This window comes from Streptomyces sp. NPDC059534 (genome assembly GCF_042743475.1).
Classification (GTDB): Bacteria; Actinomycetota; Actinomycetes; order Streptomycetales; family Streptomycetaceae; genus Streptomyces.
Map to the genome: position 1 here is coordinate 47191 of NZ_JBHWAQ010000032.1, position 15771 is coordinate 62961.

General features: G+C 72.5%; 15 protein-coding genes. 14 read left to right on the top strand and 1 reads right to left on the bottom strand.

Annotated features, from left to right (window positions below):
- The first annotated feature begins 3 nt into the window (after window positions 1–3).
- From ACFVZH_RS30800 to ACFVZH_RS30850, 11 genes are read left to right on the top strand one after another with little or no spacing between them, the layout of a single operon-like run.
- On the top strand, window positions 4–1281 hold the full coding sequence (locus ACFVZH_RS30800) for a glycosyltransferase (protein WP_384902414.1): 1278 nt from the start codon (window positions 4–6) through the stop codon (window positions 1279–1281).
- The gene (locus ACFVZH_RS30805; protein ID WP_384902415.1) at window positions 1278–2513 is read left to right on the top strand and encodes a class I SAM-dependent methyltransferase; all 1236 of its coding nucleotides are present in this window, start codon (window positions 1278–1280) and stop codon (window positions 2511–2513) included. Before ACFVZH_RS30800 ends, ACFVZH_RS30805 begins: the two co-directional genes overlap by 4 nt.
- Window positions 2510–3328, top strand: coding sequence for a glucose-1-phosphate cytidylyltransferase (locus ACFVZH_RS30810; protein WP_384902417.1), 819 nt, complete (start codon window positions 2510–2512; stop codon window positions 3326–3328). Before ACFVZH_RS30805 ends, ACFVZH_RS30810 begins: the two co-directional genes overlap by 4 nt.
- A complete protein-coding gene (locus tag ACFVZH_RS30815) occupies window positions 3325–3972 on the top strand; it encodes a PIG-L deacetylase family protein (RefSeq protein ID WP_384902419.1) in 648 nt (215 codons plus the stop codon). The genes ACFVZH_RS30810 and ACFVZH_RS30815 overlap by 4 nt, the downstream gene beginning before the upstream one ends.
- A 3-nt stretch (window positions 3973–3975) precedes the next feature.
- Window positions 3976–5001: an NAD-dependent epimerase/dehydratase family protein gene (locus ACFVZH_RS30820; RefSeq protein ID WP_384902420.1), complete on the top strand. Its 1026-nt coding sequence runs from the start codon at window positions 3976–3978 to the stop codon at window positions 4999–5001.
- Window positions 4989–6269, top strand: coding sequence for a DUF4910 domain-containing protein (locus ACFVZH_RS30825; protein ID WP_384902422.1), 1281 nt, complete (start codon window positions 4989–4991; stop codon window positions 6267–6269). Before ACFVZH_RS30820 ends, ACFVZH_RS30825 begins: the two co-directional genes overlap by 13 nt.
- Window positions 6270–6274: 5 nt before the next feature.
- Window positions 6275–7567 carry a hypothetical protein gene (locus ACFVZH_RS30830; RefSeq protein WP_384902423.1) on the top strand — a complete coding sequence of 431 codons (1293 nt, stop codon included), beginning with the start codon at window positions 6275–6277 and terminating at the stop codon, window positions 7565–7567.
- Window positions 7564–8511, top strand: coding sequence for a glycosyltransferase family 2 protein (locus tag ACFVZH_RS30835; RefSeq protein WP_384902425.1), 948 nt, complete (start codon window positions 7564–7566; stop codon window positions 8509–8511). The genes ACFVZH_RS30830 and ACFVZH_RS30835 overlap by 4 nt, the downstream gene beginning before the upstream one ends.
- On the top strand, window positions 8508–9746 hold the full coding sequence (locus ACFVZH_RS30840; RefSeq protein ID WP_384902426.1) for a polysaccharide pyruvyl transferase family protein: 1239 nt from the start codon (window positions 8508–8510) through the stop codon (window positions 9744–9746). The genes ACFVZH_RS30835 and ACFVZH_RS30840 overlap by 4 nt, the downstream gene beginning before the upstream one ends.
- Window positions 9743–10294, top strand: coding sequence for a dTDP-4-dehydrorhamnose 3,5-epimerase (gene rfbC, locus ACFVZH_RS30845; protein ID WP_384902428.1), 552 nt, complete (start codon window positions 9743–9745; stop codon window positions 10292–10294). Before ACFVZH_RS30840 ends, rfbC begins: the two co-directional genes overlap by 4 nt.
- Window positions 10295–10301: 7 nt before the next feature.
- Window positions 10302–11636, top strand: coding sequence for a glutamate-1-semialdehyde 2,1-aminomutase (locus ACFVZH_RS30850; protein WP_384902429.1), 1335 nt, complete (start codon window positions 10302–10304; stop codon window positions 11634–11636).
- A 7-nt stretch (window positions 11637–11643) separates the two neighbouring features.
- Here the strand turns inward: ACFVZH_RS30850 and ACFVZH_RS30855 are convergent, their stop codons facing one another.
- Complete coding sequence (locus ACFVZH_RS30855; protein ID WP_384902430.1) at window positions 11644–12372, bottom strand: phosphatase PAP2 family protein; 729 nt, start codon at window positions 12370–12372, stop codon at window positions 11644–11646.
- A gap of 353 nt (window positions 12373–12725) precedes the next feature.
- Between ACFVZH_RS30855 and htpX the strand changes: the two genes are divergently transcribed.
- From htpX to ACFVZH_RS30870, 3 genes are all read left to right on the top strand, one after another.
- The gene (gene htpX, locus ACFVZH_RS30860) at window positions 12726–13643 is read left to right on the top strand and encodes a zinc metalloprotease HtpX (protein WP_384902432.1); all 918 of its coding nucleotides are present in this window, start codon (window positions 12726–12728) and stop codon (window positions 13641–13643) included.
- Between the two features lie 20 nt (window positions 13644–13663).
- On the top strand, window positions 13664–14263 hold the full coding sequence (locus tag ACFVZH_RS30865; protein ID WP_384902434.1) for a hypothetical protein: 600 nt from the start codon (window positions 13664–13666) through the stop codon (window positions 14261–14263).
- Between the two features lie 97 nt (window positions 14264–14360).
- Window positions 14361–15725: an FAD-binding oxidoreductase gene (locus tag ACFVZH_RS30870; RefSeq protein ID WP_384902436.1), complete on the top strand. Its 1365-nt coding sequence runs from the start codon at window positions 14361–14363 to the stop codon at window positions 15723–15725.
- Window positions 15726–15771 lie beyond the last annotated feature (46 nt).

Below are 15771 nucleotides of genomic sequence, written 5' to 3' on the forward strand. Positions count from 1 at the left end.
AGCATGCATGTCCTTGTGGTGCACAACCGCTATTCCTCGGCGCAGCCGAGCGGGGAGAACAGAGTCGTCGACGAGGAGGTGGGGCTGCTGCGCGCGGCCGGCCACCGGGTCGAGGTGTTCGAGCGGCGCAGCGACGACATCGCCGCCCGGTCCCTCCTCGCCAAGGCCGCGGTGCCGCTCCTCGTGCCGTGGAACCCGGCGGTCCGCACGGAACTCGCCGCCCGGCTCCGTACCGAGCGGCCGGACGTGGTGCACGTCCACAACGTCTTCCCGCTCCTGTCGCCCGCGGTGCTGGCCGCCTGCGCCGACGTGGGCGTGCCCGTCGTCGCCACGCTGCACAACTACACCCAGGTCTGCCCGCCCGGCACCCTGCACCGGGACGGCCGGCCCTGCACCGAGTGCGTCGGGACGGCCGCGTCGCTGCCCGCCGTCCGGCACGGCTGCTACCGGAACTCCCGGCTGGCGACGGTTCCGCTCGCGGTCAGCCTGTCGGTCAACCGGCGGCGGTGGTGGTCCGGCGTCGAGCGGTTCCTCTGTATCTCGGCGGCGCAGCGCGACGTCCTGGTGCGGTCCGGCATGCCGGCCGAACGGCTCACGGTGAAGCACAACTTCGTGCCCGACCCGGGCGTCGGCCGGAAGGACGACGGCGAGCACCTGCTCTTCCTCGGCCGGCTCGCGGAGGCCAAGGGCGTACCGCTGCTCATGGCCGCGTGGGACGAGATCGCCGCCGGCGGCGGGCTGGGCGTGCCGCTCGTGATCGCCGGCGCGGGGCCGCTGGAGCGGGAGGTGTCCGCCTGGGCGGCGGGCCGGGACGACGTGCGGTACGTCGGCCTGTACGACCCGGAGCAGTGCCGGGAGGCCGTCGCGCGGTCGGTGGCCGTGGTGGCGCCCTCGATGGCCCGGGAGACGTTCGGCCTGGTGGTCGCCGAGGCGATGGCGGCGGGGGTCCCGGCCGTCGCGGCGGGTCACGGCGGCTTCGTCGAGCTCGTCGAGGACGGCGAGACCGGTCTGCTGCACCGGCCGGGCGACGCCGCGGAACTCGCGTCCCGTCTGCGCCGGATCGCGGCCGATCCGGCCCGCAACCGGGAGATGGGCGAGGCGGCCCGGCGCCGTTACGAAAGCCACTTCAGCCCGTCCGTCGGGCTGAAGCGTCTGGAGGAGGAGTACCGCGCCGCGACAGCGGGGCGGTCCGGTGGCGGGGACGGCCCGTCGCCGACCAGGGAAACAAGCACAGGCTCGCGCCGGGACACCGGCGCGAGCGGGGATGGGGGCAGTAGATGACACGATGCCGACTCTGCGGCTCGGCGGCGCTGGAGAGCGTCGTCGATCTCGGGGCGACGCCGCCGTGCGAGAGCTTTCTCGCCGCGGACGAACTGGACCGGCCGGAGCCGGCGTACCCGCTGCACCTGCGGGTCTGCACCGACTGCTGGCTCGCGCAGATCCCTCCGCTGATCACGCCGGAGGAGACGTTCACGGAGTACGCGTACTTCTCCTCCTTCTCGACGTCCTGGGTGGAGCACGCGCGCACGTTCGTCGCCGGCGCCGTCCAGCGGGTGGGGCTGGGCGACGACGCCTTCGTGGTCGAGGTCGCGAGCAACGACGGGTACCTGCTGAAGCACGTGGTGGACCGCGGGATCCGCTGCCTCGGCGTCGAGCCCTCGGTGAACGTCGGCGCCGCCGCCCGGGACGCGGGTGTGCCGACGCTCACGGCGTTCCTGGACCCGGACACCGGCGCGGGCGTCCGCGCCGAACACGGCCCGGCGAACCTGGTCGTGGCCAACAACGTGTACGCGCACATCCCCGACGTGATCGGCTTCACCCAGGGGCTGCGGGCCCTCGTCGCCGACGACGGCTGGGTCTCCATCGAGGTGCAGCACCTGCTGACCCTGATCGAGGAGAACCAGTACGACACGATCTACCACGAGCACTTCCAGTACTACACGGTCGCCTCCGCGATCCGGGCGCTGGCGAGCGGCGGACTCACCCTCGTGGACGTCGAGCTGCTGCCCACGCACGGCGGTTCCATCCGGCTGTGGGCCCGGCCCGCCGAAGTGGCCGGCGAGCCGTCGGCGCGCGTGGCCGAGGTGCTCGACCGGGAGAAGGCCGCCGGGCTCCAGGAGCTGTCGGGATACACCGAGTTCTCCGCCCGGGTGGCCAAGGTGCGCCGGGACCTGCTGCGGTTCCTGATCGAGGCCGCCGAGCGCGGCGAGACGGTGGTCGGCTACGGCGCCCCGGGCAAGGGCAACACCCTGCTCAACCACTGCGGCATCCGGCCCGACCTGCTCGCGTACACGGTCGACCGCAACCCCTACAAGCACGGCCGGTTCACGCCGGGCACCCGCATCCCGATCCTCGCGCCCGAGCAGATCGCCGCCGACAAGCCGGACTACGTCCTGGTCCTGCCGTGGAACCTGCGGACCGAGCTGGTCGAGCAGTTGTCCTTCGTCCACGACTGGGGTGGCCGGCTGGTCTTCCCCATCCCGGAACTGAGCATTGTCGAGGTCAAGTCATGAAGGTCGTTCTCTTCTGTGGCGGCTACGGGATGCGGATGCGCAACGGAAGCTCCGACGACGTCCCCAAGCCGATGGCGATGGTCGGTCCCCGCCCGCTGATCTGGCACGTCATGCGCTACTACGCGCACTTCGGGCACACGGAGTTCATCCTGTGCCTCGGCTACGGGGCCCACCACATCAAGGACTTCTTCCTCAACTACGAGGAGACGACGTCCAACGACTTCGTGCTGCGGGGCGGCAGGACCGAGCTGCTGTCCACCGACATCTCCTCCTGGTCGATCACCTTCGTGCAGACCGGCATCGAGTCGCCGATCGGCGAGCGGCTGCGCCGGGTGCGTCACCACCTGGACGGCGACGAGATGTTCCTCGCCAACTACGCCGACGTGCTCACCGACGCCCCGCTGCCGGAGATGATCGACCGGTTCTCCCGGCGCGACGCCGGCGCGTCGATGATGGTGGTGCCGCCGCAGTCCTCGTTCCACTGCGTGGAACTGGGCGACAACGGCCTGGTCGGAGGCATCACCCCGGTGAGCGAACTGCCGCTGTGGGAGAACGGCGGCTACTTCGTCCTCCGCCAGGAGGTCTTCGACCACATCCCGGAGAACGGGGACCTGGTCGCCGACGGCTGCGCCGAACTGGCCAAGCGCGGAAGGCTGGTGGCCCACCAGCACCGCGGCTTCTGGAAGCCGACCGACACCGTGAAGGAGCGGGCGGCGCTCGACGACGCCTACAGTCGGGGCGACCGCCCGTGGGCCGTGTGGGAGCACGGCGGCGCGGAGGCGGGCCGGGCCGGTGCGCGGACGGGGACCGCGTGATCCGGCTCGGGACCGGGCGCCTGGACCGGATCGCCGCGGTGGGCGCGCACTGCGACGACATCGCCATCGGCGCCGGCGGCACCCTGCTGACGATGTGCCTCGCGCACCCGGGCATCCGGGTCGACGCGATGGTGCTCTCCGGCGGCGGCAGCGAGCGGGAGCAGGAGGAGCAGGCCGCGCTGGCCGCCTTCTGCCCCGGCGCCGACCTGCGGCTGACCGTGCACAAGCTGCCGGACGGCCGGCTGCCCGCGCACTGGGAGGAGGCCAAGGCCGCGGTCGAGGAGCTGCGCGAGCGGACCGACCCCGATCTCGTGCTGGCCCCGCGGACCGACGACGCGCACCAGGATCACCGCGGCCTGGCGAAGCTGATGACCACCGCGTTCCGCGACCACCTCGTCCTCGGGTACGAGATCGTCAAATGGGACGGCGATCTCGGCCGTCCGTCCGCGTACCAGCCGCTCACACCGGAGATCGCCGAACGGAAGGTGCGGCTGCTGCAGGAGCACTACCCCTCGCAGCGGCACCGGCCCTGGTACGACCGGGAAGCCTTCCTCGGGCTGGCCCGTATCCGCGGCATCGAAAGCCACACGCGCTATGCCGAGGCGTTCGCCGTCACCAAACTCACTCTCGATCTGGGGGAATGAACCTTGCGCGTACTGCTGACCGGGCACCAGGGCTACCTGGGCACCGTGATGGCCCCGGTCCTCGCCGCCGCCGGGCACGAGGTCGTCGGCCTCGACGCCGGCCTGTTCGCCGACTGCGTCCTCGGCCCGAAGCCCGCGGACCCGTCGGGGCACCGGGTGGACCTGCGGGACGTCACCGCCGAGCACGTGGCCGGCGTGGACGCCGTGATCCACCTGGCGGCGCTCTCCAACGACCCGCTGGGATCGCTGGCGCCGGAGCTCACGTACGACATCAACCACCACGCGTCCGTGCGGCTGGCCAAGCTGGCCCGCGAGGCCGGGGTGCGGCGCTTCCTGTACGCGTCGACGTGCTCGGTCTACGGCGCCGCCGGCGGCGACGAGCTGGTCGCCGAGGACGCCCCGCTGCGGCCGGTGACGCCGTACGCGGAGTCCAAGGTGCGGGTGGAGGACGACCTGCACGCGCTCGCCGACGGCGACTTCACCCCGGTGTACATGCGCAACGCCACCGCCTTCGGCTACTCGCCCCGGCTGCGCGCCGACATCGTGCTGAACAACCTGGTGGGCCACGCCCTGCTGTCCGGCGAGGTCCTGGTGCTCTCCGACGGCACCCCCTGGCGCCCGCTGGTGCACGCCGCCGACATCGCGCGGGCCTTCGAGGCCGCGCTGACCGCGCCGCGCGAGGCGGTGCACGACCGGGCGTTCAACATCGGCAGCGAGACCAACAACGTCACGGTCGCCGAGATCGCCGAGCAGGTCGCCGAGGCGGTGGCCGGCGCGAAGGTGCGGATCACCGGCGAGAACGGCGCCGACCCGCGGTCCTACCGGGTGGACTTCGCCCGGTTCCGCGAGGCGATCCCGGGCTTCGACTGCGAGTGGACGGTGAAGCGGGGCGCGCTCGAACTCGCCGACGCCTACCGGGAACACGGGCTGACCCGGGAGGACTTCGAGCGGCGCTTCACCCGGCTCGCCGTGCTGCGCGCGGCGTCCGACGCCGGCACCGTCGACGACACCCTGCGGTGGCGCCGATGACGACGGGCGAGGAGATGTACGCACTGGTGGAGCGGTTGTACCCGCTGTGCCGGAGCATCACCGGCGACGGCGTGCGCGCCACGCTGGACATCGTCGGCGAGTACCTCCCGCTCCAGGTGCACGAGGTGCCGACGGGCACCCAGGTGCTCGACTGGACGGTGCCGCAGGAGTGGAACATCCGGGACGCGTACATCGCCGACGCCGCCGGCGAGCGGGTCGTCGACTTCGCCGCGTCCAGCCTCCACGTGCTCGGCTACAGCGTGCCGGTGGCGGCGACCATGCCGCTGTCCGAGCTGCGCGGACACCTGCACACCCTGCCGGACCACCCGTCCTGGGTGCCGTACCGCACCAGCTACTACAAGCCGGAGTGGGGGTTCTGCCTCGCCCAGGAGACCCTGGACGCGATGCCGGACGGCGAGTACGAGGTGCGCGTCGACTCGACGCTCGCCGACGGCCACCTCACCTACGCCGAGCACGTGGTCCCCGGGCAGGTCGCCGACGAGGTGATCGTCTCCTGCCACGTCTGCCACCCGTCGCTGGCCAACGACAACATGGCCGGCGTCGCCGTGGCGACGTTCCTGGCCCGTGAGCTGGCCGAGCGGAAGCCCTGGTACACCTACCGGTTCCTGTTCGCGCCCGGCACCATCGGGGCGATCACCTGGCTGGCCCGCAACGCGGAGCGGGTGGAACGGGTCAAGCACGGGCTGGTACTGGCCTGCGCGGGCGACTCGGGCTCGCTGACGTACAAGCAGAGCAGGCGCGGCGACGCCGGCATCGACCGGGTGATGCGGCACGTGCTGGCCGCGTCCGAACGCCCTCACCAGGTCAGGGAGTTCACTCCGTACGGCTACGACGAGCGGCAGTTCTGCTCGCCCGGGTTCGACCTCGGCGTGGGCTCGCTCACCCGGACCCCGTACGCCGGCTACCCCGAGTACCACACCTCGGCGGACAACCTGGACTTCGTCTCTCCGGAGGCGATGGCGGACACGCTCGCCGTCTGCGGCGAGGCGTTCGCCGTCCTCGACCGCGACCGGCGGTACCTCAACCTCAGCCCCTACGGCGAACCCCAGCTGGGACGCCGCGGGTTGTACGACGCGCTCGGCGGCCGCAGCGACACCAAGCAGGCCCAGATGGCCATGCTCTGGGTGCTCAACCTCTCCGACGGCGAGCACGGGCTGCTGGACATCGCCGAACGGTCCGGGCTGCCGTTCGACACCGTCGCCGCCGCGGCCGACGCCCTGCACGACGCCGGGCTGATCAAGGCATGACGCCCATGACCACCAGGGGGGAGACGACGGCACCGGCGGACCGGCGGACCGCCAAGCGGGCCATCGCGGGCCGGCTGTCCTGGGGCCTGGCCGACCAGGCGGCCTCCAGCATGTCCAACTTCGCGGTGGGCATCTACGTGGCGCGCTCGCTGGGACTGACCGCCTTCGGCGTGTTCAGCCTGGCCTGGGTGACCTACGGCGTCGTGCTCAACGTCTCCCGCGGACTGGCCACCGATCCGCTCGTCGTGCGCTTCAGCGGCGTGACCGCCACGTCCTGGCGCGCGGCGGTGGCCCGGTCGTCGGGAACCGCGCTCGGCGTCGGCACCGCCCTCGGCGCGGTGTCCCTGGTGGTCGGCCTCGCTCTCGGCGGTCGCGTGGGGCCCGCGTTCGCCTGCCTCGGCGTCGTCCTGCCGGGACTGCTGCTGCAGGACGCGTGGCGGTTCGCGTTCTTCGCCGCCGGCGCGGGGCGGAAGGCGTTCGTCAACGACATGGTGTGGGCCGTCTCGCTCATCCCCGCCATGGTGGTGGCGGCCCACGTGGGCAGCGTGGCCGCCTTCGTGCTGGCCTGGGGCGCGTCCGCCGCGGTGGCCGCGGTGTACGGCTGCCTCCAGGCCGGCCTCCGGCCCCGGCCGGCCGGTGCCCGCGAGTGGCTTCGCGAGCACCGCGACCTCGGCTCCCGGTATCTGCTCGAGAACGTCACCAACAGCGGCGCGAGCCAACTGCGGGCGTACGGGCTCGGCGCCATCGTCGGGGTCGGCGCGGTCGGCGTGGTCCGGGGAGCGGAGCTGCTCCTCGGCCCGTTCCTCGCCGTCCTGATGGGGCTGTCGCTGGTCACCGTCGCGGAGGCGGCACGGGTGCTCCGGCAGGCCCCGCACCGCCTCGGCGCGTTCTGCCTTCTGCTGGGCGGCGGGCAGGCCGCCGCCGCGCTCCTCTGGGGCGGGGCGCTGCTCCTCGTCCCGGACCGGCTCGGCGAACTCGTGCTCGGCGGTGTCTGGAGCGCCGCCTCGCAGCTCGTCCTGCCGGTCACACTCGGCGTCGCGGGCGCCGGCCTCGGCACCGGCGCGGCGGCCGGGCTGCGCGCGCTCGGCGCGGCCCGGCGCAGCCTGCGCTGCCAGCTGTTCGCCTCCGCCCTCTATGTCTGCGGCGGGCTCGGCGGGGCGGTCGCGGCCGGCACGGCCGGCTCCGCCTGGGGCGTCGCCGCCGCGACCGTCGGCAGCTCGGCCGTGTGGTGGCTGCAGCTGCGCTCCGCCCTGCGCGAGCACCACCAGGAACCCATCCCCGAAGTGAGGACGTCATGACCGCCCGACCCCGGCTGAGCATCGGCCTGCCCGTCTACAACGGCGAGGAGTACCTGGCCGAGTCGCTCGACGCCCTGCTCGGCCAGACCTACGAGGACTTCGAGCTGGTCATCTCCGACAACGCCTCGACCGACGGGACCCAGGACATCAGCCGCCGGTACGCCGCGCGGGACTCCCGCATCCGGTACATCCGGCTGCCCCGGAACATCGGCGCCGCGCCGAACCACAACTACGTGTTCACCGAATGCCGCGGCGAGCTGTTCAAGTGGGCCTCGCACGACGACCTGTACGCCCGGGATCTGCTGCGGCGCTGCGTGGAGGCGCTGGACGAGCGGCCGGAGGTGATCCTCGCGCACGCCGACCAGGCGGTCATCGACGGCGACGGCCGGGTGAAGGTCCCGTACGAGTACGGGCTCGCCACCGGCTCCCCGCACGCGCCGGAGCGCTTCCGCAGCATGCTGTTCGAGCCCGGCGGCGACGACTTCTACGGGGTGATGCGGGCCGATGTGCTGCGCCGGGTGAAGCCGCACGACAGCTACCACCACGCGGACCGCACCTTCGTCACCGAGATCGGCCTGAACGGGCCCTTCCACCAGGTGCCGGAGCTGCTGTACTTCCGCCGCGACCACCCCACCCGCGCCGAGCGGGCGAACCCCTCCAAGCGCTCCCGGTGCGTCAACCTGGACCCGCGCCGGGCAGGCCCGCTGCACCCGACGCCCCGGCTGCTCGCCGAGTACGTCTGGGGCTTCGTCGCCGCGATCCGACGGGCGCCGCTCTCCCCGGCCGACCGGCGCGCGTGCTACCGCCACCTGGGCGAGTGGATGACCAGCCGGGCCCGGCCCGGCGCCGGCGAGCGGGTCGAGGACCGCGCCCCGGTGGACCCGGACCGGCTCGCCTTCTCCCTCGACGCCGTCGTCGCCGGCCGCGAGGGGAGGCGGACATGACGCCCGCGAACGGCGCCCCGGCGCGCGTCGGGGTGTTCGGCCTGCTCGGCTCCGGCAACCTCGGCAACGACGGGTCGCTGGAGGCCGTGCTCGGGTACCTCGGGGACGAGCACCCGGAGGCCGTCGTGGACGCGCTGTGCGGCGGACCCGAGGTCGTCGCGGCCCGGTACGGGATCCCCGCGACGCGGCTGCACTGGTACCGCGGGGAGTACCGGACCGCGTCGCGTGCGGGCGCGGTCGCGGCGAAGGGCCTCGGCAAGCTCGTCGACGTCGTCCGCACGGCCGCCTGGGTGCGCCGGCACGACGTGGTGATCGTGCCGGGCATGGGCGTCCTGGAGGCCACGCTGCCGCTGCGGCCGTGGGGCTTCCCGTACTCGCTGTTCCTGCTCTGCGCGACCGGCCGGCTGTTCGGCACCCGGGTCGCGCTGGTCGGCGTCGGAGCCGCCCCGATCGGCGACCGGGCGACCCGCGCCCTGGTGCGCCGGTCGGCGCGGCTGGCCGCCTACCGGTCGTACCGGGACGCGCTGTCCCGGGACGCGATGCGAGCGATGGGCGTGGACACCGCGCGCGACGAGGTCTACCCGGACCTCGCGTTCGCCCTGCCGGCGCCGCCGGCGAGCGCGCCCGCGGGCCCGTCGGGCCGCGTCTGCGTCGGCGTCATGGACTTCCACGGCGGCAACGACGACCGGGCCCGGGCCGAGGAGATCCACCGGCGCTACCTCGCGGGGACGACCCGCTTCGTCCGGGCGCTCGTCGAGGACGGCAGAGAGGTCAGGCTGCTCACCGGTGACGCGTGCGACGCGCCGGTGGCCGCCGCGATCCTCGACGCCGTGGACTCGCCGCTGGTCACCGCCGCCGAGACGGTCTCGCTGGCCGACCTGATGCGGGAGACGGCGGCGGCCGACACGGTGGTGGCGACCCGGTACCACAACCTGGTCTGCGCGCTGAAGTCCGGCACACCGACGCTCGCGCTCAGCTACGCGGCGAAGAGCGACGCGCTCATGGCCGGGATGGGGCTGGACGCGTACTGCCACCCGGCGCGCGAGGTCGACGCCGACCGGCTGCTCGAACAGTTCCGGGCGCTGGAGAAGAGCTCGGCGGAGCTGCGGCGGACCCTCGCCGAGCGGAACCTGGCCGCCGCCGAGCGCCTCCGGCACCAGTTCACCGCCCTGACGGCGGCCTTGTTCCCGACGACCGACCACGCCCACGCCCACACCTCGCGGGAGACTCCATGAAAGCGACCGAAGTCCCGGCGATCGCCGGCGCGTACCTGTTCGAGCCGACCCCGTACGCCGACGAGCGCGGCTTCTTCAGCCGCACCTTCGACGCCGACGTGGTCCGCTCGGTGGGCCTCGACCCGGACGCCTTCGTCCAGGACAGCCTGTCCCGCTCGGTCGGCGGCGTGCTGCGCGGCCTTCACCTGCGCTCCGGCGCCGGCGAGGCCAAGCTGGTGCGGTGCTCGTACGGGAGGATCTTCGACGTCGTCGTGGACCTGCGGACGGACTCGCCGACCTACCGCAACCGGGCCTTCTTCGAGCTGTCCGACGAGACGCAGACGACCCTGTACATCCCGGCGGGGTGCGCGCACGGATTCCAGGCGCTGACCGGCACCGCCGACGTCTCGTACCGGATCGACCGCCCGCACGACCCGGCCGAGGACGTCACCATCGCCTTCGACGACCCGGAACTCGCCATTCCCTGGCCCCTGCCGGTCACGTCGATGTCCCCGCGGGACCGGGAGGCGCCGAGCCTCGCCGAGGCCCTGAAGCACAGAGAGAACTGAGGTCCGCGTGGACACCGAGAACACCGAAGAGCTGGTCCTGCCCCGGTCGCGGGCGGCGAACGAGCGGCTGCACGCCCTGATCCCCGGCGGCGCCCACACCTACGCCAAGGGCGACGACCAGTACCCCGAGAACCTGGCCCCGGTCATCAGCCACGGCCGCGGTGCCCACGTGTGGGACGTCGACGGCAACCGCTACATCGAGTACGGCTCCGGCCTGCGGTCGGTCAGCCTCGGCCACGCCCACCCCCGTGTGATCGAGGCAGTACGGCGGGAACTCGACCGCGGCAGCAACTTCGTCCGGCCGTCCATCGTCGAGGTGGAGGCCGCGGAACGCTTCCTCGCCACGGTACCGACCGCCGAGATGGTGAAGTTCGCCAAGAACGGCTCCGACGCCACCACCGCCGCGGTGCGCCTCGCCCGCGCCGTCACCGGGCGGACACGGGTGGCCCTCTGCGCCGACCACCCGTTCTTCTCCGTCGACGACTGGTTCATCGGCACCACGCCGATGTCCGCCGGCATCCCGACGGCGACCGACGGGCTCACCGTCACGTTCCCCTACGGCGACCTGGCCGCCACCGAGGAACTGCTCACCCGGTACCGGGACGAGGTCGCCTGCCTGATCCTCGAACCCGCCACCCACACCGAGCCGCCGCCCGGCTATCTCGCCGGGATGCGCGAACTCGCCGACCGGCACGGCGTCGTCCTGGTCTTCGACGAGATGATCACCGGCCTCCGCTGGTCCGAGGCCGGCGCCCAGGGCCTCTACGGCGTCGTCCCCGACCTCTCCACCTTCGGCAAGGCGCTGGGCAACGGTTTCGCCGTCTCCGCGCTCGCCGGGCGCCGCGACCTCATGGAGCGGGGCGGGCTGCGTCACTCCGACGACCGGGTGTTCCTGCTGTCCACCACCCACGGCGCCGAAACCCACTCCCTCGCCGCCGCCATGGCCGTGCTCACCACCTACACCGAGGAGGGCATCACCGCTCGCCTCCACGCCCTCGGCGAGCGCCTGGCCGCCGGCGTCCGCGACGCCGCCGCCGCCATGGGCGTCGGCGACCACATCCGCGTCCACGGCCGGGCCAGCAACCTCGTCTTCGCCACCCTCGACGAGAACCACCGGCCCTCACAGCACTACCGGACCCTCTTCCTCCGGCGCCTCCTGGCCGGCGGCGTCCTCGCCCCGTCCTTCGTCGTCAGCAGCGCCCTCGACGACGCCGACATCGACCACACCGTCGACGTGGTCGCCGAAGCCTGCGCCGTCTACCGCAAAGCCCTCGACGCCGCCGACCCCACTCCCTGGCTCGTCGGCCGACCGGTCAAACCCGTCTTCCGCCGCCTGGCATGACGTGACGTCAGCGACGCGCCCCCCGACCGGCTTCGGCCGGCCGGGCGGACGACCGGCCGGGCTTCCGGCCGGGCTTCCGGTCCGGCTTCCGGTCCGGCTTCCGGTCGGCCATCCGGTCGGCCAGCCACGCGGTCGCCGGTACCACCGCCAGCGCGGTGCACCAGCCGCCGAGCGCATCGGTCACATAGTGCGCGCTCAGAACCACCTGCGCCCAGCCCATCGCGCCGCCGGCCACCAGCGCCGCGACCGTCACGAGTGACATACCGGCCGCCCTCCCGAGGCCGAGCCGGCCGGTCGCGAGCAGCGCCAGCACAAGGGCGAACGCGGTGAGGAACGCCGTATGCCCGCTCGGGTAGGACAGGCTCCCCTCGTGAATGGTCCGCCCCACCACGGGCTTGAGCACCTTCGTCGCCCCCACGGCCGCCCCCACGCCGAGCACGACCAGCACCGCCGCGCGAGGCCGCCGCGCCAGCAGAAAGCCCGTCACGGCGCCCCCGACCAGCACGACCGCTCCCCCGGGCTCCCCCAGGAAGTCCATGACCAGCGCGACCTGCCGCCACGCCGGCCCCACCCCCTCGGCCGCCGCCCCGACCCGCGCGTCCAGCGCCGCGGGCTCACGGTCACCGGCGAACGCCCACCCGAGCCCGACGACCGCCAAGGCGGCCAGGCCCGCGACCACCCCTGCCCACGCCCGCAGCACGGCGGGCAGCACCACGCCCCCCGACCGCCCGTTCACACGCCCACCCCACCCGCACGACCCCGCACCCCGTCACGGCCCACCCCACGCATACGCCGCACCTCCCCGTCCCTCCGAAGGCGACACCCCGTCCCCCACCGCTGCCACGATGCCCTACCAGGACCGCCGACACGCCGCACCTCGCCCCCGCGAGAACAACGCGGACGGCGATGCAGACGGTCATGCGGGGATGGCGATCCGGATGACCCTCCGCACGGCGATCCAGCCACCGATCCGGATAGCGATCCGCATGCCCCCCGCGTACTCGGCTCGGCGTCCCGTTCGCCGCAGGGGAGGAGCACACTGGCAGCAAGGAAGGTGCAGCGCTCTTTCGCACGGAAGCGTGATGCCAGATGCCCAGGGCCCGGTTGCAGTCGCGCTACGCCCCGGATCGGGGACTCGCCACCCGCATGGTGACGACCATGTTCCTCATCGGGCTGCTCTACGTCGTCTTCGTCGGCGTCCTGCTGGTCCTTCTCCAGGGCTCCTGGCCCATCATCCTGCTGATCGCGGGCGCGCTGTTCGTGGCGCAGTTCTGGTTCAGCGACCGGATCGCGGCCGCCAGCATGGGGGCCCGCGAGGTCACCCCCGAGCAGGCTCCCGAGCTGCACGGCGCCGTGGACCGCGTCTGCGCCCTCGCCGACATGCCCAAGCCCCGTGTGGCGATCGCCGACAGCGACGTACCGAACGCCTTCGCCACCGGCCGCAACGAGAAGACCGCCCTCGTCTGCGCCACCACCGGCCTGCTCCGCCGCCTGGAGCCGGAGGAACTGGAGGGCGTCCTCGCCCATGAGCTGTCGCACGTCGCCCATCGCGATGTCGCGGTGATGACGATCGCGTCGTTCCTCGGTGTCCTCGCGGGAGTGATGACGCGCGTCGCGCTGTACAGCGGAATCGGCCGCAGCAGCAGCCGCGACAGCAACGCCGCCATCGCGGTCGTCCTCGTCCCGGTGGTCAGCGCCGTCGTCTACGTGATCAGCTTCCTGCTGACCCGTGTGCTCTCCCGCTACCGGGAGCTGTCCGCCGACCGCGCCGCCGCGCTGCTCACGGGCCGGCCGTCCGCGCTCGCCTCCGCCCTCACCAAGGTGACCGGCCAGATGGCGAAGATCCCCACGAAGGACCTGCGGCAGGCCGAGCCGTTCAACGCGTTCTGGTTCGTCCCGGCGTTCTCGTCCAAGGAGAGCCTCGGCCGGCTGCTCTCCTCCCACCCGACCCTTGAGCAGCGCCTCGACCAGCTCGGCCGGATCTCCGAACAGCTCGGTCGCCCGTGACGACGAAGGAAGGTCGCGCCGTGGGACTCCTCGACGCCATCCTCGGCCGCAGCAGGCCCGTACGCCCGGATCTCGACCAGCTCTTCGGTGTGCCGTCCGCAGCGATCACCCTTCAGGCGGGGGCCGGGCTGACTCCGACCGGCACCGGATCGGTCTGCTTCGCCAGCGTCGAAGGCGGCGCCTTCGACAGGCTCCGCCAGGACGTGCGGGACCTGCTCGACGCGGACACCGACCGCCGAGGCACACCTGTCGAGTTCAGCCGGGACACCTACGGCTACACCTGGCTCCTCGCCCGACACCCCGCCGACGAGACCACCTCCCTCGTCACCGACCTGCACGCCGTCAACACCCTCCTGGAGGAAGCCGGCTTCGGCCCGCAGCTCCTCTGCTCCCTGATCACCTTCCACGCAGCCGACGCCGACCGCGCCCTCGGCCTGGTCTACCTCTACAAACGCGGCACCTTCTACCCCTTCGCACCCCTCCCCGGCAGCACCGAGAAACGTGACAACACCCTCGAACTCCAAGTCAAAGCCCTCCTCAAGGACGACCTGAAGATCGAACCTGACCTACAGCGCTGGTTCCCGGTATGGGGCGCACCAGGACTCAAGGTCACGCGGTAGGCACCCGGCGGTGTGCAGTGGACGCTGTTCCAGGTCCTGGGCCGACGGCTCGTCCGTTGGCCCGTGCCGGAGGTTCGAGGCGTGGCAGGCTGCGTCCATGAGCGAGCTTTTAGTCCAACTGCGCGACAGGCTGCCGGCGGAAGTGGTGGTGACGGACCCGGACGTGATGCTGACGTACACGCGTGACAGAGCCGAGTTCTGCGAGGCGGGGTTGCCGGCTGCCGTAGTGCTGCCGCGCACGGTGGCACAGGTCCAGGAGGCTGTTCGCGCCGCCTACGGGTTGCGTGTGCCCATCGTCACCCAGGGGGCGCGGACCGGTCTGTCAGGAGGAGCGAACGCGAGCGACGGCTGCATGGTGCTCTCCCTGGTCAAGATGGACCGCATCCTCGAGATCGACACCGTCGACCGCATCGCCGTCGTGGAAGCGGGCGTCGTCAACGCGGATCTGACCCGGGCAGTCAACAAGCTGGGGCTGCACTACCCTCCCGACCCCTCGAGCTGGGAGGAATGCACCATTGGCGGAAACATAGCCACCGGTGCGGGCGGCCTGTGCTGCGTGAAGTACGGGGTCACAGCCGAGTATGTGCTCGGGCTCGACATCGTCCTGGCCGACGGCAGGCTCATGCGCACCGGACGCCGCACCGCCAAGGGGGTCGCTGGCTACGACCTCACCAGACTGTTCGTCGGCTCTGAAGGCTCGCTCGGGATCGTCGTGCGGGCGACCCTGGGGCTGCGGCCGCTTCCGCCACAGCAGCTCGTCCTCGCAGCCGAGTTCGGCTCGACGGACGCCGCGTGCGACGCCGTGTGCCGGATCATGGAGCGCGGACACACGCCGGCGCTGCTGGAACTCATGGACCGGGTGACCATCAGTGCGATCAATCGGGTCGCTGCCATGGAGTTGCCGAAAACCACCGCGGCCCTGCTGCTTGTGGCGTCCGACGGACAGGACCCTGCCTCGGACCTGGCGGCGTACGGACTCCTGTGCACGGAGGCAGGAGCCGTCGCGGTGACGCGCGCCGACGATGCGGCGGAGTCCGAGATGCTCCTGCAGGCCCGTAGGCTCGCGCATGCGGGGCTGACGAGCATGGGTTCCCTGCTCGTCGACGACGTCGCGGTCCCGCGGTCCCGGCTCGCGGACCTCATCACCGGAGTGGCCGCCATCGCCGACGAGAACCGGCTGGTGGTCGGGGTCAGTGCGCACGCCGGCGACGGCAACACCCACCCCGTCGTCGTCTTCGATGCGAGCGATCCCGATGAGAGCCGCCGTGCCCAGGACGCATTCGCGGCGATCATGTCCCTCGGTCTGGAGCTGGGGGGCACCATCACCGGCGAGCACGGCGTCGGCATCCTCAAGAAGGAATGGCTGGCACGGGAGATCACCGACCTGGGGATCGAGATGCAGCGCAAGGTCAGGCACGCCTTCGACCCGCACGGGATCCTCAACCCGGGCAAGTTGTTCTGACGGTCACGACCCTGTGTCGCACCGCCTACGCCGTGCCGTTCCCCCA